The organism is Nocardioides panaciterrulae (assembly GCF_013409645.1).
Taxonomy (GTDB): domain Bacteria; phylum Actinomycetota; class Actinomycetes; order Propionibacteriales; family Nocardioidaceae; genus Nocardioides; species Nocardioides panaciterrulae.
Genome location: NZ_JACCBG010000001.1, coordinates 2,903,146 through 2,926,204, shown reverse-complemented (window position 1 = coordinate 2,926,204; position 23,059 = coordinate 2,903,146). Strand labels below are relative to the sequence as shown.

27 protein-coding genes and 2 tRNA genes are annotated in these 23,059 nt (G+C 72.0%); 16 read left to right on the top strand and 13 right to left on the bottom strand.

Translation table 11 applies throughout. The annotated features are described in order from the left end of the window. Nucleotides 1–255: 255 nt before the first annotated feature. The 3 genes from BJZ21_RS13930 (at nt 256) to BJZ21_RS13920 (ending at nt 2,888) form a co-directional block, all read left to right on the top strand. Nucleotides 256–720 (top strand): hypothetical protein, encoded by a 465-nt coding sequence (locus BJZ21_RS13930; RefSeq protein WP_179664297.1) that lies wholly within the window; start codon nt 256–258, stop codon nt 718–720. Between the two features lie 153 nt (nt 721–873). Then, complete coding sequence (locus tag BJZ21_RS13925) at nt 874–1,323, top strand: hypothetical protein (protein ID WP_179664296.1); 450 nt, start codon at nt 874–876, stop codon at nt 1,321–1,323. A 185-nt stretch (nt 1,324–1,508) separates the two neighbouring features. Further along, nucleotides 1,509–2,888, top strand: coding sequence for an IS1380 family transposase (locus BJZ21_RS13920; RefSeq protein WP_218851501.1), 1,380 nt, complete (start codon nt 1,509–1,511; stop codon nt 2,886–2,888). A gap of 147 nt (nt 2,889–3,035) precedes the next feature. Here BJZ21_RS13920 and BJZ21_RS13915 read toward each other — a convergent pair whose 3' ends face one another. The 3 genes from BJZ21_RS13915 to BJZ21_RS13905 form a co-directional block, all read right to left on the bottom strand. Continuing rightward, a complete protein-coding gene (locus tag BJZ21_RS13915; protein ID WP_179664294.1) occupies nt 3,036–3,320 on the bottom strand; it encodes a Fe-S cluster assembly protein HesB in 285 nt (94 codons plus the stop codon). A gap of 158 nt (nt 3,321–3,478) precedes the next feature. Then, nucleotides 3,479–4,144 carry a response regulator gene (locus BJZ21_RS13910; protein WP_343052143.1) on the bottom strand — a complete coding sequence of 222 codons (666 nt, stop codon included), beginning with the start codon at nt 4,142–4,144 and terminating at the stop codon, nt 3,479–3,481. Further along, a complete protein-coding gene (locus BJZ21_RS13905; RefSeq protein WP_343052142.1) occupies nt 4,141–5,301 on the bottom strand; it encodes a sensor histidine kinase in 1,161 nt (386 codons plus the stop codon). The genes BJZ21_RS13910 and BJZ21_RS13905 overlap by 4 nt, the downstream gene beginning before the upstream one ends. A 131-nt stretch (nt 5,302–5,432) precedes the next feature. Here BJZ21_RS13905 and BJZ21_RS13900 point away from each other — a divergent pair, with 131 nt between their 5' ends. Genes BJZ21_RS13900 through rdgB form a run of 4 tightly spaced genes read left to right on the top strand, consistent with a single transcriptional unit; the run spans nt 5,433 to nt 8,503 of the window. Beyond that, entirely contained in the window at nt 5,433–6,347 is a 915-nt protein-coding gene (locus BJZ21_RS13900) for an ATP-binding cassette domain-containing protein (RefSeq protein ID WP_179664292.1), read from the top strand. Continuing rightward, nucleotides 6,344–7,153: an ABC transporter permease subunit gene (locus BJZ21_RS13895; protein WP_179664291.1), complete on the top strand. Its 810-nt coding sequence runs from the start codon at nt 6,344–6,346 to the stop codon at nt 7,151–7,153. Before BJZ21_RS13900 ends, BJZ21_RS13895 begins: the two co-directional genes overlap by 4 nt. A 19-nt stretch (nt 7,154–7,172) precedes the next feature. Beyond that, nucleotides 7,173–7,895, top strand: a complete 723-nt coding sequence (gene rph / locus BJZ21_RS13890) for a ribonuclease PH (RefSeq protein WP_179664290.1) — start codon at nt 7,173–7,175, stop codon at nt 7,893–7,895. Next, on the top strand, nt 7,892–8,503 hold the full coding sequence (gene rdgB / locus BJZ21_RS13885) for an RdgB/HAM1 family non-canonical purine NTP pyrophosphatase (protein WP_179664289.1): 612 nt from the start codon (nt 7,892–7,894) through the stop codon (nt 8,501–8,503). The genes rph and rdgB overlap by 4 nt, the downstream gene beginning before the upstream one ends. A gap of 425 nt (nt 8,504–8,928) precedes the next feature. Here rdgB and BJZ21_RS13880 read toward each other — a convergent pair whose 3' ends face one another. Then, nucleotides 8,929–9,519, bottom strand: a complete 591-nt coding sequence (locus BJZ21_RS13880; protein WP_179664288.1) for a TMEM175 family protein — start codon at nt 9,517–9,519, stop codon at nt 8,929–8,931. Between the two features lie 76 nt (nt 9,520–9,595). Between BJZ21_RS13880 and BJZ21_RS13875 the strand changes: the two genes are divergently transcribed. Continuing rightward, complete coding sequence (locus tag BJZ21_RS13875; protein WP_179664287.1) at nt 9,596–9,958, top strand: pyridoxamine 5'-phosphate oxidase family protein; 363 nt, start codon at nt 9,596–9,598, stop codon at nt 9,956–9,958. Between the two features lie 7 nt (nt 9,959–9,965). Here the strand turns inward: BJZ21_RS13875 and BJZ21_RS13870 are convergent. From BJZ21_RS13870 to bcp, 3 genes are all read right to left on the bottom strand, one after another. Continuing rightward, nucleotides 9,966–10,047, bottom strand: a tRNA-Leu gene (locus BJZ21_RS13870). A 13-nt stretch (nt 10,048–10,060) separates the two neighbouring features. Then, nucleotides 10,061–10,600, bottom strand: a complete 540-nt coding sequence (locus BJZ21_RS13865) for an HNH endonuclease signature motif containing protein (RefSeq protein ID WP_179664286.1) — start codon at nt 10,598–10,600, stop codon at nt 10,061–10,063. Nucleotides 10,601–10,628: 28 nt separating this feature from the next. Further along, complete coding sequence (gene bcp, locus BJZ21_RS13860) at nt 10,629–11,126, bottom strand: thioredoxin-dependent thiol peroxidase (protein WP_179664285.1); 498 nt, start codon at nt 11,124–11,126, stop codon at nt 10,629–10,631. 56 nt (nt 11,127–11,182) lie between these two features. On the opposite strand from bcp, the gene BJZ21_RS13855 reads away from it, so the two are divergent. From BJZ21_RS13855 to gndA, 6 genes are all read left to right on the top strand, one after another. After that, the gene (locus tag BJZ21_RS13855) at nt 11,183–11,431 is read left to right on the top strand and encodes a DUF3618 domain-containing protein (RefSeq protein ID WP_343052141.1); all 249 of its coding nucleotides are present in this window, start codon (nt 11,183–11,185) and stop codon (nt 11,429–11,431) included. Between the two features lie 38 nt (nt 11,432–11,469). Beyond that, nucleotides 11,470–11,769, top strand: a complete 300-nt coding sequence (locus BJZ21_RS13850; RefSeq protein ID WP_179665701.1) for a GroES family chaperonin — start codon at nt 11,470–11,472, stop codon at nt 11,767–11,769. Between the two features lie 49 nt (nt 11,770–11,818). Next, nucleotides 11,819–12,271 carry an SRPBCC family protein gene (locus BJZ21_RS13845; RefSeq protein WP_179664284.1) on the top strand — a complete coding sequence of 151 codons (453 nt, stop codon included), beginning with the start codon at nt 11,819–11,821 and terminating at the stop codon, nt 12,269–12,271. A gap of 4 nt (nt 12,272–12,275) precedes the next feature. Then, entirely contained in the window at nt 12,276–13,901 is a 1,626-nt protein-coding gene (locus BJZ21_RS21800; protein WP_179664283.1) for an FAD-dependent oxidoreductase, read from the top strand. Between the two features lie 55 nt (nt 13,902–13,956). After that, nucleotides 13,957–15,051 carry a YihY/virulence factor BrkB family protein gene (locus BJZ21_RS13835; RefSeq protein WP_179664282.1) on the top strand — a complete coding sequence of 365 codons (1,095 nt, stop codon included), beginning with the start codon at nt 13,957–13,959 and terminating at the stop codon, nt 15,049–15,051. Nucleotides 15,052–15,112: 61 nt separating this feature from the next. Continuing rightward, the gene (gndA, locus tag BJZ21_RS13830) at nt 15,113–16,573 is read left to right on the top strand and encodes an NADP-dependent phosphogluconate dehydrogenase (RefSeq protein ID WP_343052140.1); all 1,461 of its coding nucleotides are present in this window, start codon (nt 15,113–15,115) and stop codon (nt 16,571–16,573) included. Nucleotides 16,574–16,616: 43 nt separating this feature from the next. Here gndA and BJZ21_RS13825 read toward each other — a convergent pair whose 3' ends face one another. Then, nucleotides 16,617–17,036, bottom strand: coding sequence for a PPOX class F420-dependent oxidoreductase (locus BJZ21_RS13825; protein WP_179664281.1), 420 nt, complete (start codon nt 17,034–17,036; stop codon nt 16,617–16,619). An 88-nt stretch (nt 17,037–17,124) separates the two neighbouring features. Here BJZ21_RS13825 and BJZ21_RS13820 point away from each other — a divergent pair, with 88 nt between their 5' ends. Then, the gene (locus BJZ21_RS13820) at nt 17,125–17,760 is read left to right on the top strand and encodes an RsmD family RNA methyltransferase (RefSeq protein ID WP_179664280.1); all 636 of its coding nucleotides are present in this window, start codon (nt 17,125–17,127) and stop codon (nt 17,758–17,760) included. A gap of 27 nt (nt 17,761–17,787) precedes the next feature. Here the strand turns inward: BJZ21_RS13820 and BJZ21_RS13815 are convergent, their stop codons facing one another. From BJZ21_RS13815 to BJZ21_RS13805, 3 genes are all read right to left on the bottom strand, one after another. Next, nucleotides 17,788–18,045 carry a CDGSH iron-sulfur domain-containing protein gene (locus BJZ21_RS13815; RefSeq protein WP_179664279.1) on the bottom strand — a complete coding sequence of 86 codons (258 nt, stop codon included), beginning with the start codon at nt 18,043–18,045 and terminating at the stop codon, nt 17,788–17,790. Next, on the bottom strand, nt 18,042–18,992 hold the full coding sequence (locus BJZ21_RS13810; RefSeq protein ID WP_179664278.1) for an iron-containing redox enzyme family protein: 951 nt from the start codon (nt 18,990–18,992) through the stop codon (nt 18,042–18,044). Before BJZ21_RS13810 ends, BJZ21_RS13815 begins: the two co-directional genes overlap by 4 nt. A gap of 80 nt (nt 18,993–19,072) precedes the next feature. Continuing rightward, a complete protein-coding gene (locus tag BJZ21_RS13805; protein WP_179664277.1) occupies nt 19,073–19,468 on the bottom strand; it encodes a hypothetical protein in 396 nt (131 codons plus the stop codon). Nucleotides 19,469–19,737: 269 nt separating this feature from the next. On the opposite strand from BJZ21_RS13805, the gene BJZ21_RS13800 reads away from it, so the two are divergent. Then, nucleotides 19,738–21,156: a VTT domain-containing protein gene (locus BJZ21_RS13800; protein ID WP_179664276.1), complete on the top strand. Its 1,419-nt coding sequence runs from the start codon at nt 19,738–19,740 to the stop codon at nt 21,154–21,156. A gap of 61 nt (nt 21,157–21,217) precedes the next feature. Here the strand turns inward: BJZ21_RS13800 and BJZ21_RS13795 are convergent. Both BJZ21_RS13795 and BJZ21_RS13790 read right to left on the bottom strand, forming a co-directional pair. Further along, nucleotides 21,218–21,293, bottom strand: a tRNA-Lys gene (locus tag BJZ21_RS13795). Nucleotides 21,294–21,405: 112 nt separating this feature from the next. Then, entirely contained in the window at nt 21,406–22,974 is a 1,569-nt protein-coding gene (locus BJZ21_RS13790) for an FAD-dependent oxidoreductase (RefSeq protein ID WP_179664275.1), read from the bottom strand. Between the last annotated feature and the right edge of the window lie 85 nt (nt 22,975–23,059).

The window sequence follows — 23,059 nt, the reverse complement described above, 5'->3', positions numbered from 1 at the left end:
GGGCGCAGCGCCGAGAGCAGGCTCGCGCTGCCACTGTTGGCCAGCACGATCCTGTTCGCGGGGTTTATGGTCGGATGGCTGGCTTCACCCGCCTCCGCGGCAAATGATTCCAAATCCTGCATTTCGAACGCGGACAAGTCCGTAGTCGGCTGGGAATACGCTGGCTCGTCTTTCGACAACAACTCGAAGGGAACCGAGGCTAGCATCTGGGCGCCGTCCGGTTCTGCGCAGTGCGAGCGGATCAGCAGTGCCTAAGTGCTTTCGACTGACAAGTTGTCAGACGCAGAGGTCGGGATCTTTATTGGCTGGAACGCCTGCGATGCATCAGATACGCACTTTTACATCAACCCGACGGTTTTCCGACAAGGTCACAGCGAGGGCGGGGTGGCCCAGTGCACTGCCTTCACGACCTATCACCCGGACGATGACACGTTCGATACCTACTCGGTGTCGGACGTAAACACAGCCAACACCTACCAGTTCTTCTGGAATGGAACCTCGTTGGGAACGCATTCATACGATTTCACCCAAGGCTATAACGCGGTGGGCACGGAACGTAAGAGCGACGATCCCGGTAAGGCTAAATTTCACGATCTGAATGAGTTCCACGAAGGCAACGGGTGGACAGTGTGGAACACCCTTAGCCTTTACAGCGACAATGATTCAGATTGGAAACTCGATATCGTGGATGGTCATACGGGGAACGTGGTGACGCAATGATGCAGGCTCGATGGATGCGAGTCTCAGTTCGAGTTGGACTCGCCGTCACTCTCGCGGTCGTCGGCTACGCGACGGCTTCGTCCCTACGACCCGACCCGAAGGCCGTCACCGGGGGGGGCTCGGGCCGTTGACTCGCGGCCGTACAACGCCCGGATGGATGCCTTTCTGACGCGTGCCGACCTGAAGCCCGGGCAGCCGTGCGCGAACGCGGCACAGGTTGCGGTCGACGAGGCCGCAGCGAGTAGCGACAAGCCCGATTGGCTGCCTTTGTCAGAAGGTCGGCCCACCGACGCGTGGACGTGTGGCCAGGCCCCTTATTTCGGGTTCGGACAAGGCGCTCAGGCCGTGTTCGTCACTCTGGAGTCGGGGTGGGCAGGCTTCGATCCGAGCACGGGATTCGACGATTTGCTCGGGCCAGGTGGGAGCATCCAGGAGTTGCACGGAAACCCGATGCTCATCCAGCCCGCCGTCAGTAGCGAATACTCGAATGAGGTCATCGTCGTTCATGACGACGAAGCCGTGAAACTTCTGTCGGCCTCGGGTGTGTCGATAGACAAGTTGGTGGGTATCGCGCACGCATTCGCGATTCCGGGTAAGAACTGAGCTTGACGAAGCCGTCCCTACGAAATTGCGGGGGGCTACGCGCTTGCTGCCTTGGTCGGCTGAGCCCTGATCCACCGATGAGGGTCGGCGTGTGAGCGTGGCGTAGAACGAGAATGCCCTTGCTGGGCGGGAGAATCTGAGTTACCACACCAAGATTCGATCGCCGAGCAAGGGACACCTCGTAAGTGAAAGCCTCTCACGCCGTGCGGCCTGTTTTCGACGATCCGAATCTCGTGTCGGCCGCGGGTCTGGTGCCGGCGCTGCGGCTGGCCGAGTCGGCGGGTCTGCATGACCTCCTCACCGGGCGGCTGCGAGTCGCGTCGCCGAACCCGGTGGCCAAGTCGGTCAGTGTGATCGGGGGGATGCTGGCCGGGGCGGACTGCATCGATGATCTCGATCTGCTCCGTCATGGCGGGTGGGGCGGGTCTTCGTCGGGGTCCGGGCACCCTCGACACTTGGCACGTTCCTGCGCTCCTTCACCCACGGTCACGTTCAGCAGGTCGACGCGGTCGCCTCCCGGGTCCTGGCCGGGCTCAGCGAGCAGGGTCCCGGGGCTGCTCGCGGGCGCCACCACGCTCGACGGGCTGGCATTCCTCGATGTCGACGACACGATCCGCGAGGTCCACGGCTACGCCAAACAGGGCGCCGCCTATGGCTACTCGCGGGTGCGGGGGTTGAACGCCCAGCTCGCGGTCCTCTCGAGTCCGACCGCGGCGCCGGTGATCGCCCGGGCCCGGTTGCGTCGCGGCAACGTCGCCTCGGCGGCCGGGGCGGGACGGCTGCTGGCCCAGGCCATCAGCACCGCCCGCAAGGCCGGCGTCAGGGCCAGGATCCTGGCCCGAGCGGACTCGGCCTACTACGGCCACGCGTTCGTCGCCACCGCGCTGCGCCACGGCGCCTGGTTCAGCGTGACCGCACGCATGACCGCGACCGTGAAGGCCGCGATCACCAGCATCGGCGAGGACGCGTGGGAACCGATCGCCTACCCCCACGCGGTCTTCGAGGAGGCCGAACAGCGCTGGATCAGTGACGCCGAGGTCGCCGAAGTGCCGTTCGTCGCGTTCACCGGACGCCGCAAGGCCGAGCACGTCACCTGCCGCCTGGTCGTGCGACGCGTCAAGAGGTTGCAGGCGTTGGCCAGCGATGGCACCGAGCAGGGCGAGCTGTTCGCGACCTTCCGCCACCACGCGTTCATCACCAACTCCACCCTGGGCCTGGTCAAGGCCGACCAGACCCACCGCGACCACGCGATCGTCGAGCAGGTCATAGCCGAGCTCAAGGACGGACCGTTGGCGCACTTGCCGTCCGGGAAGTACGCGGCGAACGCAGCCTGGCTGGCCCACGCGGTGATCGCGTTCAACATCGCCCGCGCCGCCGCGGTGGCGGCCGGGCAGGCCAAGGCCCGCTGGGCGACCCTGCGCAGCCGGATCATCAACGTCCCCGCCCGGATCGCATCCACCAGTAGGCGCCTCGTGCTGCACCTACCCGAGCACTGGCCATGGGCACCGGCATGGCTTTCGCTGTGGTCGGTCGCAACAGGGCCACCAGCAGCCGCCACGACCTGACCACCCAGCCGAAGACGGCACAACCCGAGGACCAAGTGGAAGAGCCGGACAGACCGGCCGATCACCCACGCCCCTATCACCGCGGAACACCACCGACCCCAGAACTCAGCGCCCCAGCATCATCGTCGGTGGATCAGGGCTGAGGGGTCAGGAGGCGCGCCGGACCACGAACTCGATGCGGCCCTGCGGGTCGGTGCGGGCGTCGAGGCGACCGCCGTCGTACCGCTCCGCCGCCAGCGGACCGAGGAAGACCCGGGCGCCGTCGTCGTCGAGGACCTCGTCGCCGCGCCGCGGGGCGTGGGTGAGCGAGGTGAGGAACACGCCGTCCCCGGCCTGGGACCGGGAGATGCGCAGTCCGGCGCCGGGGCCGAGCTCGGGCTGGTGGGGAACCTTCCGCAGGATGTCGCGGGCGTTCTCGGTCAGGGTGAGCATCGGTGCTCCTTTCGTCGCGAGGCCTCCCACCGTGTCCCGGGCCACGGGGCGACGCAACCGGGGTCACGCTGGGCCCGTGACCAGGTGTTGTGACGTTGTTATCGGCCCGTGACCCGTTGTCGGCCCGTGACCCGCCGAGCGGCGCGGCCGGGCCGGGGTCAGGCCAGGCCGGCGTCGTGGACGCAGATCGCGATCTGCACCCGGTTGGTGACCTCGAGCTTCTCGAACAGCCGGGACACGTGCGCCTTGACCGTCGGCACCGAGAGGAACAGCTCGCCGGCGATCTCGGCGTTGGTCAGCCCGCGGCCGACGGCCAGCGCGACGTCGCGCTCCCGGCCGGTGAGCCGGCCCAGCCGCTCCTGCGCGGCCGAGAGCCGCTCGGCGGCCAGCCCGTCGGCGTGGTCCGAGCGCAGCCGGCGCAGCAGCGTCCGGGTCACCGAGGGGGAGAGCATCGGCTCGCCGTCGGCGACCTTGCGGATCGCGTCGAGGATCTCGGCGGGCGGGGTGTCCTTGAGCAGGAACCCGTCGGCGCCGGCGCCCAGCGCGCCGACCACGTGGTCGTCGGCGTCGAAGGTCGTCAGCACGATCACCCGGGGCGGGCCGGGCTCCGCGTGCAGCTGCCGGGTCGCGTCGAGCCCGGACAGGTGGGGCATCCGGATGTCCATCAGCACCACGTCGGGGTCGAGACGGCGGGCCAGCGCCACGCCCTCGCGGCCGTCACCGGCCTCGCCGACGACCTCCAGGTCCGACTGCCCGCCGAGCATCAGCGCCAGCGCCGAGCGGACCAGCGGGTCGTCGTCGACGATGAGCACCCGCGTCGTCACGTCGCCCACGGTATCCACCCCTGGAGCACGAACGACGAGCCGTCCCGCCGGTGCTCCAGCCGGCCGCCGCGCAGCTCCGCGCGCTCGGTCAGGCCGACCAGCCCCAGGCCCGCACCCGGGGTCGCGGTGCCGAAGCCCAGCGGGTTGCGCAGCACCACCCCGACCCCCTCGCCGGGGGACCCGCTCACCCGGATGGTCAGGTGGCTGCCCGGCGCGTGCTTGCGGGCGTTGGTGATGCCCTCCTGGACGATCCGGTAGACGGTGCGCCCGACCACCTCCGGCATCGGGTCGTCGTCGGGGTCGAGCTGGTCGTGGAAGTCCACGTTCAGCCCCGAGTCCCTGGCCTCGGCGACCAGCTCCACCAGGTCGTCGTACGTCGGCTGCGGGGCGCCGAGCAGCTCGCCGGTCCCGGCGTCGCGCAGCACCCCCAGCACGCCGCGCAGGTCGGTGAGCGCCTCGTGCGCCTTCTCCCGGATCACCCCGGCGCTGGCCCGCATCTCCTCGGCGCCGAGATCCTCGCGGAAGGCCAGGGCCCCCGCGTGCAGCGAGATCTGCGAGATCCGGTGCGCGAGCACGTCGTGCATCTCCCGGGCGATCCGGGCGCGTTCGTTGCCGCGCGCCTGCGCCACGCGCAGCGACTGCTCGGCCTCGGCCCGCTCGGCGCGGTGCTTCAGGGTCCAGATCAGCTCGCGGCGCGAGCCGAGGTACATGCCCCAGCCGAGCACCCCGATCGTGAAGACCGCGGTCACGGTGAGGTTGAGCCACATCGGCTGGGTCTGGTCGGTCGGCTGGACGCGCACCACGACCATCCCGGCGACCACGTTGGCCAGCCCCACCAGCGCGACCTGCCACAGCCGGCGCCGGGTCGCGACCGAGACCGCCGCCAGCACCGCGGGCCCGGCCGCGATCCCCGAGACCGCGCCCAGCGCGGCGGTGACCAGCGCCACCGACAGCGGCCACCGCCGCCGGCGTACGACCAGCGCGAACCCGACCGCGCCGCAGCCCAGGTCGAGGGCGAGCAGGCCGTGGTGGTGCAGCTGGCGGGGGAGCATTGGGCCCCACGCGATGCCGACCACGACCAGCGCGCCCAGGATCCGCCAGGCGTGGCGGGCGGGGGTCAGCGCCGGCTGGCACTGGTCGGGGGTCGGGCGATCCACGAGATGAGGTTAGGCGCAGGCCCGGTCGGCGCGCAGGCTGCCGGCGTCGCGGTCAGGACGCTACTTTGGTCACCCGCGACACGTGCCGCAGCACGATGCGGCGGTCGGCGGCGTACGGCAGGGTTGAGCCCATGATCAAGGTCGAGGGGCTCACCAGGACGTACGGCGCGTTCACCGCCGTGGACGACGTCAGCTTCGAGTGCCGGCCCGGCACCGTCACCGGCTTCCTGGGGCCCAACGGCGCTGGGAAGACCACCACGATGCGGATCATGGTGGGGCTGACCCCCGCGACCCGCGGCGAGGTGACGATCGGCGGGCTGCACTACGGCGACATCCCCAACCCCGGGCGCCATGTCGGCGTCCTCCTCGACGCCTCCGCCCAGCACGCCGGCCGCACCGGCCGGGAGGTCCTGACCCTGGGCGCCCTGGCGATGGGGCTGCCGTCCTCCCGGGTCGACGAGATGCTCGCGCTGGTCTCGCTGGACGAGCGGGAGGCCAAGCGCCGGGTGCGCAACTACTCCCTCGGCATGCGCCAGCGGCTCGGGATCGCCCACGCCCTGCTGGGCGACCCCTCGGTGCTGATCCTCGACGAGCCCGCCAACGGGCTGGACCCCGCCGGCATCCGCTGGATGCGCGGCCTGCTCAAGGGGTATGCCGAGCGCGGCGGCACCGTGCTGCTGTCCAGCCACCTGCTGCACGAGGTGGAGATCATCGCCGACGAGATGATCCTGATCGGCCGCGGCCGAATCGTGGCCCGCGGCGACCGGAAGTCCCTGATGGCCGGGGCCGGCAAGAGCGCCACCTTCGTGACCGCGCTGGACAACGAGGCGCTCGCGACCGGCCTGAAGGAGAAGGGGCTGGCCGTCAGCGGCGCCGGCGAGGGGCTGCGCGTGGAGGCGGAGCCGGTGGAGGTCGGCCGCGTGGCCGCCGAGCGCGCGATCGTCCTGACCGACCTGCGGGCCGCCGACGGTGGCCTCGAGGACCTGTTCCTCTCCCTCACCGCCGACACCCAGCGGGAGACCACCACCGAAGGAGCCCCGGCATGACCGGCCAGACCGCTGCCCTCCCCGCCCGCCTCGACGTCTCGGGCACGTCCGCCATCCCGTTCTCGCGGCTGGTGCGCCTCGAGGGCCGCAAGCTCGCCGACACCCGCGCCGGGCGCTGGCTGCTGATCTCCATCGCGGCGCTGACCGCGCTGGTGCTCGTCATCCAGCTCGCGGTCGTGGTGGCGCAGGACCTCGTCGTACGCTTCAGCGACTTCCTGGTGGCCATGAACACCCCCATGGGCGTGCTGCTCCCGGTGCTCGGCGTCATGTCGATCACCAGCGAGTGGAGCCAGCGCACCGCGATGGTGACCTTCGCGCTGGAGCCGTCGCGCCAGCGCGTGGTGGCGGCCAAGCTGGTCAGCGTGCTGCTCGTGGCCGTCGTGGCCGTCGTGATCGGGCTGCTGCTGGGCGTGCTGGCGAACCTGCTCTACGGCGGGCTTTCGGGCAACGACGTGGTCTGGTCGATCGGTGTGCGCCAGCTCTTCGGCTTCCTGCTGCTGCACGTGTTCGGCATGTCCACCGGCTTCGCGTTCGGCATGCTGTTCCTGAACACGCCCGCCGGGATCGTGGTGTTCTTCGTCTACTCCTTCGTGCTGCCCGGCCTGTTCCAGCTCGGCGCCGCGCTGATGCACTGGTTCGGCCAGCTGCAGCCGTGGATCGACTTCAACGCCGCCCAGGCCCCGCTCATCGTCGACCAGGGGATGGCCGGCAAGGAGTGGGCCCAGCTGGTGGTCTCCGGGCTGCTCTGGCTGGTGCTCCCGTTGGTGGTCGGGGTGTGGCGGGTGCTGCGGACCGAGGTGAAGTAGCCCGGCTATCGTGCCGGGCATGACGACACGCGCCGACGGCCGCTCCGATGACGAGCTCCGTCCGATCACCCTCACCCGCCACTGGCTCGACCACGCCGCCGGGTCGGTGCTGGTGGAGTTCGGCAAGACCCGGGTGCTGTGCGCGGCGTCGGCCTCCGAGGGGGTCCCGCGCTGGCGCAAGGGCTCCGGGCTCGGCTGGGTGACCGCGGAGTACGCCATGCTCCCGGCCTCCACCAACACCCGCTCCGACCGCGAGTCGGTCAAGGGTCGCATCGGGGGGCGGACCCACGAGATCAGCCGCCTGATCGGCCGGTCGCTGCGCGCGGTCATCGACTACCAGTCGCTCGGGGAGAACACGATCGTCCTCGACTGTGACGTACTGCAGGCCGACGGCGGCACCCGCACCGCCGCGATCACCGGCGCGTACGTCGCGCTCGCCGACGCGATCACCCACCTGCGGTCCTCCGGGGCGCTGGCCGGTGAACCGCTGACCGGGTCGGTCGCGGCGGTGAGCGTCGGCATCATCGACGGCGTGCCCCGCCTCGACCTGCCCTACGAGGAGGACGTGCGCGCCGAGACCGACATGAACGTCGTGATGACCGGGGAGGGCAAGTTCGTGGAGGTGCAGGGGACCGCCGAGGGCGTCGCCTTCGACCGGACCGAGCTCGACGCGCTGCTGGCGCTGGCCGAGAAGGGCTGCGCCGACCTGACCCGGCTGCAGTCCGAGGTGCTGTCCACGTGAGCCGCGTCTTCCTCGCCTCGCGCAACCGCAAGAAGATCGAGGAGATGCAGCGCATCCTGCGTGAGCACGCCCCCGACCTCGACGTCCTCGGCATCGACGACGTGGACGGCTACGAGGAGCCCGTCGAGGACCAGCCCACCTTCGAGGGCAACGCGCTGCTCAAGGCCCGGGCCGGGTTCGCCGCCACCGGGCTGCCCTCGCTCGCCGACGACAGCGGCCTCTGCGTCGACGCCCTCAACGGCATGCCCGGGGTGCTCTCGGCCCGCTGGTCCGGCACGCCCAAGAGCGACCCCCGCAACAACGAGCTGCTGCTCCAGCAGCTCGCCGACGTCCCCGACGAGCGCCGGGGCGCCCACTTCGCGTGCGCGATCGCGTTCGTCCACCCCGGCGGCGAGGAGGTCGTCGAGGGCCGGATGTCCGGCCGGGTGATCCGCGAGCTGCGCGGCACCGGCGGCTTCGGCTACGACGTGCTCTTCGTCGCCGACGAGCACGACGCGGAGGGCCTCACCTCCGCCCAGCTCGACCCCGCCGAGAAGGACCGGATCTCCCACCGAGGCCGAGCCCTGCGCGAGATCGCGCCCCGGGTCGCCAAGGCCGTCGCGGGCTGACGTCGCTGGGCCCTGGGTCTGGCCTGGGTCTGGTCCGGGGCCGGCCGCAGGTCTGGTCCGGGGTGGTTGCGGAATGGCGACAGACCGCAGTTTTCGGGCCGGGTCGGCTGCGGTTTGTCGGCATTCGGTGTCGGGCCGGAGCTCGGTGCGGGGGTCGGCGGTGGGTGAGCCACCGATTTCTGGTCGGGATCGGTGGAGGACTCACCGCTGGCGGGTGGGCCCGGGTCCGGTCGGGAGTGGCTTGGTCTGGCAGTCGGGGGTGGTTGCGGAATGGCGACAGACCGCAGTTTTCGGGGCGGGTCGGCTGCGGTTTGTCGGCATTCGGTGTCGGGCCGGGGCTCGGTGCGGGGGTCGGCGGTGGGTGAGCCACCGATTTCTGGTCGGGATCGGTGGAGGACTCACCGCCACCGTCGCGCGGCCGGGAGCTACTCCGTCAGGCCGTGCTCGGCGACGTACGACTCCATCCGCCGGTCGGGGACCAGCCAGATCGCGGCGACCACGGCGTAGAACACCAGGGCCGGCCAGCCGGCGAGCCAGGCGGCCAGGGTGCCGGCGAGGTAGATCAGCGGCGAGACCTTGCCCTTGACGTCACGCCCGACGGCCTCGCGCAGCAGCCCGTCGGCCCCCTCAGCGCGGAAGATCGCCAGCTGCAGCAGGTAGTAGGCGAGGGCGGCCGCGAGCAGGTTCAGGCCGTAGGCGACCAGGGGAGTGCGGGCCAGGTCGGTCTCGTCCATCCAGGCCGTGGTGAACGGGTAGAGCGAGAGCCAGAACAGCAGGTGCAGGTTCGCCCAGAGCACCGTGCCGTTCACCCGGCGGACCAGCTGGAACATGTGGTGGTGGTTGTTCCAGTAGATGCCGATGTAGACGAAGCTCAGCACGTAGGTCAGGAAGCCGGTCGCTGAGTCGGCGAGGTCCGCGAGCCGCGGGCCGTCCGGCACGTGCAGCTCGAGCACCATGATCGTGATGATGATGGCGAGCACGCCGTCGCTGAACGCCTCGAGCCGGCTGGTGCGCATGGCGTCAGGATGCCAGCCGGACGCCGTGATGACCCGAGGTTGACCTCGAGCGCGCTGGAGGTCCTAGCGTCAGGCCGTGATCCCACCGGACCTGGACGAGTTCTGGGCCGAACCGCGCCTCGCGACGCTCGGCACCGTGCGCCCCGACGGCAGCCCGCACCTGGTGCCGGTCAAGGCGATGCGTCAGGACGAGGCCTTCTGGGTCCTGACCCGGCGCGACTCCGTCAAGGTGCGCAACGTGCTCGCCACCGGCCGCGCCTCGTTGGCCGAGCACACGCGTACGACGTGGGTCAGCGTCGAGGGCAAGGCCCGGATCCGGTACGACGCGGACCTGCTCGCTGCCGCGCGCACGGCGTACGAGCGCCGGCACGGCAACCCGTCGACCTGGGGGGACTGCGTGCTCGTCGTCGAGGTCGACCGCGTCCTGCACGGGAGCTGACCAGCTGTGCCGAAGGGGGGACTTGAACCCCCACGCCCGAAGGCACGGCATCCTAAGTGCCGCGTGTCTGCCTGTTCCACCACTTCGGCTGGCGTCGTGATTCTAGGAGTCTTCCCCCTCGCGGTCGGCTGGAGTGCCACCTGAGAGCCCCGGCCAGGCCACCTGGCTGTACCTGCCACGGCTGAGCCCGCTGAAGTTGTCAGTTTGGGTATGGCAGTTGGGGCAGAGGTACCTCAGGTTCTCGGCTTCGTTGTCGTGGTAGTCACCGTCGATGTGATCGATCTCGAGCCGAAGTGGTTTGCCCTGCCAGAAGCCGGGGTTCCCACAAAGCACACAACGTCTCTCCCTGCCGATCTCGTCGAGGGCGCGACGCAACAACGGCGGCTTTGTCCGCTTCGATCCCCTCGGGATCCGCACGAGCAACTGGTCGGCTGTGAGACGCGGTCGACTCCCGCCTCCCTGGAAACGCACGAAGTGGGAGGTGTCGATCCCAAACGCCTTGATGGTCCGGCTGATGTGAGCATGAGTTCCACCGGCTTGATTCAAACCGAGCTCCCGCAAGACACCGGCTACAGATGTGGAACGGGACACTGCATCCCGCAAAATCTCTTCGGTGTACTTCCGCCACACGCCCTTGCCCATGCCCGGACGTTAGGCCGGACCACCGACATCAGGCGCCGTTGTGCGGCTCCTCCTCGGCGTTGTTGAGCGCGAGGTCCTTGCGCAGCTTGGCGACGTGGCCGGTGGCCTTGACGTTGTACTGGGCGAGGAAGACCTTGCCGTCCTCGTCGACCACGACGGTGGAGCGGATGACCCCCTCGACGGTCTTGCCGTAGAGCTTCTTCTCGCCGAACGCGGCGTACTGCTGCATCACCCGCTTGTCGGGGTCGGAGAGCAGGGTGATCGTCAGCCCCTCCTTCTCGCGGAACTTCGCCAGCTTCTCGGGCTTGTCCGGCGAGATGCCGAGCACCTCGTAGCCCGCGGCCCTCAGCGACTCGAGGGAGTCGCTGAAGTCGCACGCCTGCTTGGTGCACCCCGGCGTCAGGGCGGCGGGGTAGAAGTAGACGATCACCTTGCGGCCCAGGAGGTCCGAGAGCGCGACCTGCTCGCCGCGGTCGTCGGTCAGCGTGAACTCGGGGGCGGTGTCACCGGGGGAGAGCCGTTCCATGGGCGAAACCCTAGGACACCGGACCGACTCCGCGAACCGGTTGGTAGCCTGCGCGGGTGAGCAACGAGATGTCTTCCCTCGAGCGCGAGATCGAAGAGACGCGCCAGCACCTGGCCGTCACGATCGATCAGCTGCTCTACCGCGCCCACCCGAAGACGATCGTGAGCCGCGAGGTCAACAGCGTCAAGGCCCACTACGTCGACCTCGAGACCGGCCGGCCGCGCACCGACAACATCCTCAAGACCGTCGGCGCGGTCGCGGGCGTGGTCGTGCTGTTCGCGGTGATCCGCAAGATCTCCCGCTGACCCGGCTGCCGCCCGTGAGCGACAAGACCCCGATCAAGATGCTCCACGACCGGATCCTGGTCGAGCTGGACCGCGAGTCCGGCGAGCGTCGTTCCTCCGGCGGCATCGTCATCCCCGCGACCGCGGCGATGGGCGCCCGCCGCCTGACCTGGTCCAAGGTCGTCGCGTTGGGCCCGCAGGCCCGCGCCGTCGAGGTCGGGGACCGGGTGCTGTTCGACGCCGAGGACAAGGCCGAGGTCGAGGTGCACGGCGAGCTGTACGTCGTGATGCGTGAGCGCGACGTGCACGCGGTGGCCGCCGACCGGCTCGGCGACGAGGCCACCGGTCTCTACCTGTGAGGTCCCTCGGCCGTGGGTGGATCCCGCCCCGGCGGGGTACCTAGAAGGCATGAGCCACAACACGCGCGTGATCGCGACCACCCCGGACCGGGTCTGGGCGGTGCTGGCGGACGGCTGGCTCTACCCGCTGTGGGTGGTCGGCGCGACCCGGATGCGGGAGGTCGACGACGACTGGCCCGCCGCCGGCAGCCTGCTGCACCACTCGGTGGGCGTGTGGCCGCTGGTGATCAACGACAACACCGAGGTCCTCGAGTGCGAGCCGGGCCGGCGGCTGCTGCTGCGCGCCCGCGGCTGGCCGCCCGGCGAGGCCGACGTGGAGCTGACGCTGCGGGAGGTCGAGGGCGGCACCGAGGTGCTGATGCTGGAGGACGTCACCTCCGGCCCGGCGAAGATCGTGCCGAAGCCGGTGCGTGCCCCGCTCATCGCCTGGCGCAACACCGAGAGCCTGCGCCGGCTGGCGTTCCTCGCCGAGCGGCGGGCGGCCCGCCGGGGCGACGGGTGAGCGGGTGAGCAGCGAACACGACGCGATCGTGATCGGCGCCGGCCCCAACGGTCTCGCCGCCGCCAACCACCTCGCGGACGCCGGCTGGTCGGTGCTGGTGCTGGAGGCCCAGCCCGAGGTCGGCGGGGCCGTGCGCAGCGACCGGGAGGTGCACCCGGACTTCGTCCACGACACGTTCAGCGCCTTCTACCCGCTGGCGGCGGCCTCGCCGGCGCTGCTGGCGCTGGACCTCGAGCGGTACGGCGTCACCTGGCGGCACGCGCCCGCCGTGCTGGGCCACCTGCTCGGGCGGCTGCCGGGGCGCGACCCCGGTGACGCTCAGGGCGAGCCCCGCTGGGCGCTGCTGCACCGCGACCGCGAGGTGACCGCGACGCTGATGGACCAGCAGCACGCCGGCGACGGCGAGGCCTGGCTGGACCTCTGCGCAATGTGGGACAAGATCGGCGAACAGGTGATCGGCGCCTTCCTCTCGCCGTTCCCGCCGGTGCGCTACGGGCTGGGCACGATGGCCCGGCTGCCCCGGGTCGGGGGCCTGGACTTCGTCAAGACGCTGCTGACCCCGGTGGTCGAGCTCGGCCGGGCCCGGTTCGGCGGCGAGGCTCCGCGGATCCTGCTGGCCGGCAACGCCGGTCACGCCGACATCCCCCTGGACGCGCCCGGGTCCGGGCTGATGGGGCTGCTGATGTCGATGCTCGGCCAGACCGTGGGGTTCCCGGTGCCCGAGGGCGGCGCGGGGGAGCTCTCCCGGGCGCTGGCCCGCCGGCTCACCGACCGCGGCGGCGACGTCCGGTGCGGCGCCGAGGTGGCCTCGGTCGAGGTCCGCGACGGCCGCGCCGTGGGCGTGCGCACCCGGGACGGCCAGGCCTTCGCGGCCCGGCACGCGGTCGTCGCCGACGTCGCGGCCCCGCACCTGTACGGCGGCCTGGTCGCGGCCGAGCACCTGCCCCGGCGCACCCTGGACCGGATGCGCGACTTCGAGATGGGCCCGGGCACGGTCAAGGTCGACTGGGCCCTCTCCGGGCCGATCCCGTGGGCCGCGGAGCCGGCGTACGCGCCGGGCACCTTCCACGTCGCGGACTCGGTCGAGCAGATGAACGAGGCGCTCGCCCAGGTCGCCTCCCGGCGCATCCCCGCCCGGCCGTTCATGCTGGCCGGCCAGATGACCACCACCGACGCCACCCGCTCCCCGGCGGGCACCGAGTCGGCGTGGGCCTACACCCACGTGCCCCAGCAGACGGTCTCCGACGCGGGGGACGGGGGCGTCCGGGGCGTGTGGGACGAGGCCGACAAGGAGCGCTTCGCCGACCGGATGCAGGCCCGGGTCGAGGAGCTGGCGCCGGGCTTCGGCGACCGGGTGTTGGCCCGCCGCATCCTCGGCCCGCGTGAGCTCGAGGCCCGCGACGCCAACCTGATCGGGGGCGCGCTCGACGGGGGCACCGCCCAGCTCCACCAGCAGCTGGTGTTCCGGCCGGTGCCGGGCTCCGGGCGGGCCGAGACCCCCGTGAAGAACCTCTACCTCGGGTCGGCCTCAGCGCACCCGGGCGGGGGCGTGCACGGGGCCGCCGGCCGCAACGCGGCCCGGGCCGCCCTGGCGCACGCCCGGTTCCGACGGTGGACGCTGCGGGGGTGAGCCGCCCCGGGCACCGATCGGTGTGGCGAGCGCTGGCGGGGGGTACGAGTCCGGTATGAGCCATGCAGCCCACTCGCGTGACGTCCCCGCCGACCGGGTGGAGGACGACTCCGACCCCGACTCGCCCCTGGCGCTGACCAAGCGGTCCTGGCACTACGTCGCACGCAAGACGCTGCGCGAGTTCTCCAAGGACCAGTGCACCGACCTGGCTGCCGCGCTCACCTACTACGCCGTGCTGGCGATGTTCCCCGCCGCGATCGCGCTGCTCTCGCTGGTCAGCCTCGTCGGTCAGGGCCAGCACTCGGTCGACACCATCGTGACGATCCTCAGGCAGATCGGTGCCCGTTCGCAGGCTCACACGATCAAGCCGATCCTGACGGACCTCAGCAACACCCCCGGCGGTGGCCTCGCGCTGGTGCTGGGACTCCTCGGCGCCCTGTGGTCGGCCTCGGGCTACGTCGGGGCGTTCGGCCGCGCGATGAACCGGATGTACGAGATCCAGGAGGGGCGACCGATCTGGAAGCTGCGCCCGACGGTCCTGCTGGTCACCGCGCTCCTGGTCGTGCTGGCCGCGGTGACGATGGTCGGGCTGGTGGTGTCCGGGCCGGTGGCTGGGGCGATCGGCGCCCAGCTCGGCCTCGGCTCGACCGTGGTCAACGCCTGGAACATCGTCAAGTGGCCGGTGATGCTGCTGATCATCGGCCTGATCGTCGCGATCCTCTACTGGTCCACGCCGAACGTGCGCCAGCCCCGGTTCCGGTGGCTCAGCGTCGGTGCCGGCGTGGCGATCGTCGGGTGGATCGTCGTGTCGGCGCTGTTCGCGCTCTACGTCTCCCACTTCTCCTCCTACGACAAGACCTACGGCTCGCTGGCCGGGGTCATCGTGTTCCTGCTGTGGCTGTGGCTGACCAACCTCGCGCTGCTCTTCGGGGCCGAGCTGGACGCCGAGCTCGAGCGCGGCCGCGAGCTGCAGGCGGGCATCGCCGCCGAGGAGCGCATCCAGCTGCCGCCGCGCGACGACCGCAACATCAAGAAGGCGGAGAAGAAGCAGCGCAAGGACGTCGAGAAGGGCCGCCGGATCCGCCTCGAGAACGGCAACGGCAACGGCAACGGCTCGAGCGCGGGCGAGGACGCCGGCTCGCGACGCTGACCGCGGGCTCGGGACCCCCGACCGACCACCCGCCCCATCCACCGTCGAGCAGAGGAGAACCGTGCCTGAACAGCTGGCCACCATCGGAGTCACCGGACTCGCGGTGATGGGCCGCAACCTGGCCCGCAACCTGGCCCGCAACCTGGCGCCCGACGGGCAGCGGGTCGCCGTGCACAACCGGACCGCGGCGCGGACGACCGCGCTGCTCGAGGAGTTCGGCGGCGACGGCGACTTCGTCGGCTCCGAGAGCCTCGAGGACTTCGTCGCCTCGATCGAGCGTCCCCGGGCGATCGTCGTGATGGTCAAGGCGGGCGAGCCCACCGACGCCGTCCTCGACGAGCTGGTCCCGCTGCTCGACGAGGGCGACATCGTCGTCGACGCCGGCAACGCCCACTACACCGACACGATCCGGCGCGAGGCCGCACTGGCCGACCGGCGGCTGCACTTCGTCGGCATGGGGGTCTCCGGCGGCGAGGAGGGCGCGCTGCGCGGCCCCTCGATCATGGTCGGTGGCTCCGACGAGGCCTACGAGCGGCTCGGGCCGATCCTGGAGCGCATCGCGGCCCAGGTCGACGGGACGCCCTGCTGCGCCCACGTGGGCGCGGGGGGCGCCGGGCACTTCGTGAAGATGGTGCACAACGGCATCGAGTACGCCGACATGCAGCTGATCGCGGAGTCCTACGACCTGCTGCGCGAGGTCGCCGCGCTGGAGCCGGCCGGGATCGCCGAGGTGTTCCGCGACTGGAACGACGGCGACCTGGAGTCGTTCCTGATCGAGACCACCGCGGACGTGCTGACCCACACCGACCCCGACGGCACGCCGTTCGTCGACGTGGTCCGCGACGAGGCCGAGCAGAAGGGCACCGGCCGCTGGACCGTGCAGAGCGCCCTCGACCTCGGCGTACCGGTGACCGGCATCGCCGAGGCGACCTTCGCCCGCAGCCTCTCCGGGCACGGCGAGCAGCGTGCCGCGGCGCGGGCGGCGTTCGCCGACGCCCCTGCCGCCGCCGGTGACGGGCCGGGTGACGGGGCCGGTGAGGCGTTCGTCGACGACGTCCGAGCGGCCCTCTACGCCTCGAAGGTCGTGGCCTACGCGCAGGGCTTCGACCAGCTCGCCGCCGGCGCCCGCGAGCACGGCTGGCACGTCGACCTCGGGCAGTTGGCCACGATCTGGCGCGGCGGCTGCATCATCCGGGCGCAGTTCCTGGACCGGATCCGCGAGGCGTACGCCGAGGAGCCCGACCTGACCACGCTGCTGACCGCGGCGTACTTCGCCGACGCGGTGCGCGACGGCCTCGAGGCCTGGCGCCGGGTCGTGGCGACCGCGGTCCGGGCCGGTGTCCCGGTGCCGGCGTTCTCCTCGTCGCTGGCGTACTTCGACGCGCTGCGGCGCGACCGGCTGCCCGCCGCGCTGATCCAGCTGCTGCGCGACGACTTCGGCGCGCACACCTACCAGCGCACCGACCGCGAGGGCACGTTCCACACCGACTGGGCGGGGGACCGGGCCGAGCAGCGGATGTGACGACCCCGCCCCGGGTGCCGGGGCACACCCGGGGCGGGAGGCGTCAGCGGAGCAGCCCGTAGGCGTAGGTCGGGCGGATCCGGACCACGACCCGCTGCTCGCGGACCATCGCCGCGCGGTAGTCCTCCCAGTCCTCGTGCTCGCCCGAGAGCGAGCGGTAGAGGTCGACCAGCTCCTCGACCGCCGGGTCGTCGGGGGCGGCGGCCACCTCGGAGAGCTCGACGTCGCCCTCGAGCACCACGTAGGACCAGAAGTCGTCGCCGTTGACGTGCAGCGCGGCCCACGGCGTACGCCGGAGGTTGGCGTACTTGGCGCGGTCGGCGGTGGTGGAGATGCGGATCAGCCCGGTGTCGTCGACGCCGTGCAGGACGTTGGAGAGCTGTGGCCGGCCGTCCCGACGCAGGGTGACCAGCGTGGAGCGGTGGTGGTGGCGTGCGGTGGTGAGGGCCTGGTCGATGTCCATGGCGCCAGCATGCCGGGTCCGGTCCGGACGCGCAGTCGGACACCGGCGCGCAGGTGTGACCGACCCCGGCACCGGGTACCTGCTGAGCATGACCGGACTCGGGAACTCGGTCGTGGCTCGCAGCAGCGGCTTCGGCGACCTCATCATCGACTTCGACGACCGGGTGCTGGAGCCGCGGCCGTGGACCGTCGCCCAGTCCCGCTGGGCGGCCGAGCTGCTGCGCAACGCGCCGGACGCGCCGGTGCTGGAGCTCTGCGCGGGCGCCGGCCAGATCGGGCTGCTGGCCATCTCCCACGAGCCCCGGCCGCTGGTCAGTGTCGACCTCAACCCGATCGCCTGCGACTACACGCGGGCCAACGCCGAGCGCGCCGGACTGGCCGACCTCGTCGAGGTCCGGGAGGGCGCGATGGACGCGGTGCTCGCGCCCGAGGAACGGTTCTCGCTGGTCATCGCGGACCCGCCGTGGGTGCCGAGCGCCGAGACCGGCCGGTTCCCCGCGGACCCGCTGCTCGCCATCGACGGCGGCTCCGACGGCCTCGCGCTCGCCCGGCAGTGCTGGCTGATCGCCGACCGGCACCTGCAGCCCGGGGGAGCGGCCCTGCTCCAGATCGGCACCGCCGCGCAGGCGCGCCAGCTGGCCCGCGAGCTGCGGGGGAGCAGCCGGCTGCGGGTGCGGGAGACCCGCAGCTTCGCCCGGGGCGTCCTGGTGGCGCTCACCGCGTGACCTCGCGGACGGGGCAGGCGGCCCGCGTCAGGGGCGTGCCTGCGGCGGCAGCACCTTGTGGGTGCCGTCGCACCACGGCTTGATCGCGGACTTGCCGCAGCGGCAGACCGCGCTGACCGGCCGCGTCGTGCGATGGCGGCGGCCGTCCTCGTCGGTGACGACGTGGTCGCCGCGCAGCAGCATCGGCCCGCCGGGGCAGAGGATCACGTCGGGGTGGCCGGTCTCCTCCGCCGACGGTGCGCCGGCCGGCTCGCCCCGACCCCCGGCCGGGCGCGGGGTGCTCATGCCGCCCACGACGCGAGCAGCGAGCGGGCGACCCGGTCCTCGAGGTCCAGGCAGCTGAACGCCCCGAGGAACACGTCGTCGATCAGGGCCGGCTCCTCCTCGACCAGCGCACCGCAGATGGTGCGTACGGCGAGCTGCTCGTGCACGGCGTCGGCGGCCACGTGCTCGTCGTAGTAGTCGATCATCTCCTGCGCCATCCCCAGTCGGGCCAGCCCCTGGGCCATCCGGCGTGAGGGCATCGAGCTGGTCGCCTCGAAGGCCGCGAGGTGGCCGAGGGCGGCGCCGCGCAGCCGGCGGTGCAGCCCGAAGAGCGCCATCGCGTTGTTCTGCTCCAGGACCTCCAGGGGCACGTCGTCGACGTACCAGCCGTACTCCGAGCGCAGCCCGATCGCCTCCATGCCACGGACGAACAGGTGGCTGTGCAGGCGGTTCGGGTCGCCGGCGCCGTACTCGTCGTACATCAGCTCCATCAGCGCGGCCTTGGGCCGGGTGCCCAGCCGCGGGATCACCCACGCGGTCGGGTCGGCCTCCTTGAGGTGGTAGACCGACCGCATCCGGAACAGGTCCAGGACCTGGTCCTCGTCGGCCTCGCGGTGGACGTAGGAGGCCAGGGAGGCGCCGTCGTGCCCCTCGATGAACGCGAACAGCGCCTCGGCGAACGTCTCGGGCCCCGGCAGCGGCGGCGCGGTCCACCGGTCCCGCAACCGACCCTCGAGCGAGGCCTCCAGCCGTCGGCGCAGCGCCAACAGGCCGGGATGCCACTCCAGCTCGTCGTCGACGTCGTCGAAGCCGCGGTGGTGGAGCTCGTAGAGCGTCCACAACGAGATCTGCTCGTCCTCGGGTCCGTCCGGCTCGAGCTCGAGCACGGCGCCGAGGTCTCGCGGCTGATGGCGCAGGGCCGGGAAGAGCGCGTCGCTGAGCGGACCGCGCGGCTTCGGGGTCAACATGTCGTCCTCGTACCCCGCCCGGTCCGGCGCCATGCCGGAATCGGGGGTCGGCCCCGCGGCGGAGGGGCGCAGCGCCAGGCTCAGCCGCGCCGGTGGACCGCCTGGGGGCTGCGGCGCAGCGTCCGGGCCGCGATGATCGACACTGCGGCCTCGGCCGCGACGGCGGGGAACCCCAGTGGTTCGGTCCAGTTGCCGACGTCGTCGCCGAGCTCGGGCAGGCCCGCGGTCCGCGAGGCCACGAACGCGAGGAGCGCCAGCAGCGTCACGAGCCCGCTGGCCGCCCACACCAGCCGGGTGTCCCTGGTCACCAGGAGTGCAGCGAGGACGACGCTGACCACCGCCAGCGCGAGGAAGAGCACCCCCACGTAGGGCGCCTCCTCGAGGTGGTCCGGCACCAGCGGCACGTGGACGGCGGCGACCACCACGAGCAGGGCCGCGGCCGGCCACCGCAGCGGCGAGGTCAGGGACCGGGACACGATCGGGCCTCCCAGAGCTCGGAGTTCACCCGCGCCGGCAGGCGTCGGGTGCGCGAGGGGATCAGGGTACGCCGGGCCGTGTTCCCCGGTGGCCGGGACGCGGGGCGCGCCGGTCGGGGGTGTGGAGGCGGAGCGGGCTTCATGGTGCGCTCATTCGCAGATACCTAGGTTCATGGGGTGACGCCCAGCCGGACCCCGATGACCGAGGCACTCGTGCCTGCCGTGAGAGACGGTGCCACGACTGCCACGGCGCCCGGCGGTGAAGACCGGTGACCGACCGCGTCGCGGCGATCGTGCTCGGCCTGCCCGGATGGGCGGTGCTCGTGGTGGTGTTCGCGCTGCCGGCGTTGGAGTCCTCCGCGTTCGTCGGGTTCGTGTTCCCGGGTGAGATCGCGCTCCTGCTCGGCGGAGTGCTCGCCGAGCAGGGCCGGGTGCCGCTGTTCGCGGTGCTGGCCGCCGGGTTCGTCGGCGCTGTCGTCGGCGACAGCGTGGGCTACGCCGTGGGTCGTCGCTACGGGCGGCGGCTCGTCGAGGGCACGCTCGGGCGGTTCGTGAAGCTCGACCACCTGGATCGCGCGGAGCGCTACCTGGCCGCCCGGGGCGGCCGCGCGGTGTTCGTCGGCAGGTTCACCGCGGCGTTGCGGGTCATGGTGCCCGGGGCCGCCGGCATGGCGAGGATGCGCTACCCGACGTTCTTGGTCTTCAACGTCGCGGGCGCGGCGGGGTGGGTGGTGCTGTCGGTCCTCCTCGGCTACCTGGGCGGCAGCAGCTGGCGCCACGTCGGGCACGTCGCATCCCGGATCGGGCTGGTCGCCCTGGCGGCGCTGGTGCTGCTCGTCCTCGGGGGTGCGGCGTGGCGGCGGGCCCGCGGGGTCTCCTGGGCGGCTCTGGCCGAGCGGCTGCAGGACCTGCCCCTGGCTCGCCGGACCCAGGCCCGCTTCCCGCGAGCCGCGGGCACGATCGGGCGCCGGCTCGACCCGCGGCTGCCTCGGGGGCTCCCGGCCACCCTGGCCGCAGCCGTGCTCGTCGCCTCCACCTGGACCTTCCTCGGTCTCACCGAGGACGTCGTGGCGGGCAACGGGCTGGCCCGCGACGATCGGGGCATCCACGACTGGGTGGTCGCGCACCGCGTGCACTCCTTGGACGTGCTCTTCGGGCTCGCCACGCACCTGGGTTCGAACGCCGTCGTGGTGCCGTTGCTGGTCGCGGTCGTCGGCCTCGTGTCGTGGCGGCTGCGGTCCTGGCGGCCGGTCGTGGTGACCGGCATCGTCTACGGGGTCGCCGTGGCGCTCCACGCCGGCATCGCGGCGGGGGTGCACCGGGCTCGGCCGCCCGCGGCCGACTGGATCGCGCCCGCGTCGGGCTGGGCCTACACCTCCGGGCACACCACGCAGGCGTGGGCGGCCTGGGGCATGCTCGCGCTGCTCGCGCTCGTCCACGCCGGACGCCGGGGCCGGATCGCCACCGGGCTGGTCTCGGTGACGGTCGCGGTCCTGGTGACCGTGAGCCGGGTCTACCTGGGCGTGCACTGGCCCACGGACGTGCTCGCGGGCGCCACCATGAGTATCGCCCTGCTGGCGGGCTGCAGCCTGTGGTGGCTGCTCCGGTCCCGGGCGCCCGAGGTTTCCCCGCCCGACCCGGGGGAGCGGGGCGGGGCCCGGGCGGTGGCGGCTGTCCGAGACTCGTGAGCGCAGGAACGTCACCGCAACGACGAAGGCCAGGACGTCGGTGACGTCCTGGCCTTCGATGTGGTACGCCATCAGGGACTCGAACCCCGAACCCGCTGATTAAGAGTCAGCTGCTCTGCCAATTGAGCTAATGGCGCCCGGTGAAGCGAGTGAAACTCTAGCAGCGCCCGGGTGGCGGAGAGAAATCGGGCCCGGGGGTATCGACAGGCTCGACCACCGACTCGACCTCACCCCGACCTCACCTCGACCTCACCTCGACGCCAGCACCGCCTGGGCGGCGTTGTGGCCGCCGATGCCCGAGACGGCGCCGCCGCGGCGGGCGCCCGACCCGCAGAGCAGCACTGAGGGGGACTCGGTCTGGACCCCCCACTGCTGGGCGGGCGTGTCGAGCCGGGCGCGGTTCGCGGCCCAGGGCCACTCGAGGTCGCCGTGGAAGATGTGCCCGCCGGGCATCGCGAGGTCGCGCTCGACGTCCTGGGGGATCTTCGCCTCCAGGCACGGGTTGCCGTCCCGGTCCCGGGCGAGACAGGTCGCGATCGGGTCGACCAAGTGCTCGTCGAGCGCGGCCAGCGCGCGGGAGACCGCGAGCTGCTTGGTGGCCTCCGGGTCCTGCGCGAACAGCGAGGCGGGGGTGTGCAGCCCGAAGTAGGTCAGCGTGTGGGTGCCGTCGGTGTCGCCGAGGATCGAGGGGTCGGTCAGCGAGTGGCAGTAGACCTCGCCGGGCAGCGTCGCGGGCAGTCGGCCAGCGGCGGCCTCGGCGTACGCCGATTCGAGCCGGCCGTAGTCCTCGGCGAGGTGCAGGGTGCCGGCGAACGCGACCGCCGGGTCGACGCCCGAGCGCAGCCGCGGCAGCCGGTCGAGCAGAAGGTTGATCTTCAGCTGCGAGCCCTCGGGCTTGGTCTCCGGCTCCTCGGCGTCACCGAGCAGGATCCTCAGCACCCACGGCGCCACGTTGGCCAGCACCTGCCGCGCGGTCACCGTGTGCGAGCGGCCGCCGTCGTGCCAGGTCACCTCGGCGCCGTCGCCGGTCTCGCGGATCCCGCTCACCCCGGCCGAGGTGATCACCTCGGCACCCGCCCGGTCCGCCGCGCGGGCGAGCGCGTCGGTCACCGCGCCCATGCCGCCGACCGGCACCCGCCACTCACCGGTGCCGTTGCCGATCAGGTGGTAGAGGAAGCAGCGGTTCTGCACCAGCGAGGGGTCGTGCAGCGAGGCGAAGGTGCCGATCAGCGCGTCGGTGGCCACCACGCCGCGCACCAGGTCGTCCTGGAACCGCTTCACGATCGTCTCGCCGAGCGGGGAGGTGACGAAGTCGCGCCACAGGCCGGCGTCCACCTGCTCGCGGACCTGCCGCTCGGTGGGCAGCGGGGACAGCAGCGTGGGGGCCACCACCTGCGCCAGCTCGGCGGCGTCGGCGTAGAACGCGCGCCACGCGGCGTACTCCTCCTCGCTGCCGGTGAGCTCGGCGAACGAGCGCCGGGTCGCCTCGCCCTCGGTTCGCTCCACCAGCAGGCCGAGGTCGCGGCCGTCCCGGCGGACCGGGGTGTAGGACGCGGTCGGACGCGAGACCAGCCGGATGTCGAGCTCGAGGTCGCTCACGAGCTGCTCGGGGAGCAACGAGACCAGGTAGGAGTAGCGGGACAGGCGGGCCGGGCGGCCGGCGAACGGCTGCGCCGAGACGGCCGCGCCGCCGGTGTGGCCGAGCCGCTCCAGGACGAGGACCGAGAGGCCCGCTCGGGCGAGGTACGCCGCGGAGACCAGCCCGTTGTGGCCGCCCCCGACGACGACGACGTCGTACCGCTGCTTCGCCGAAGTCACCCGGTCAACCTAACCGTCCCGCCGAGTCGGGCGGCAAACCGCCGATCCGCGCCGGGGGCGAGTCGAGTGTGATTGGATCCTTCCC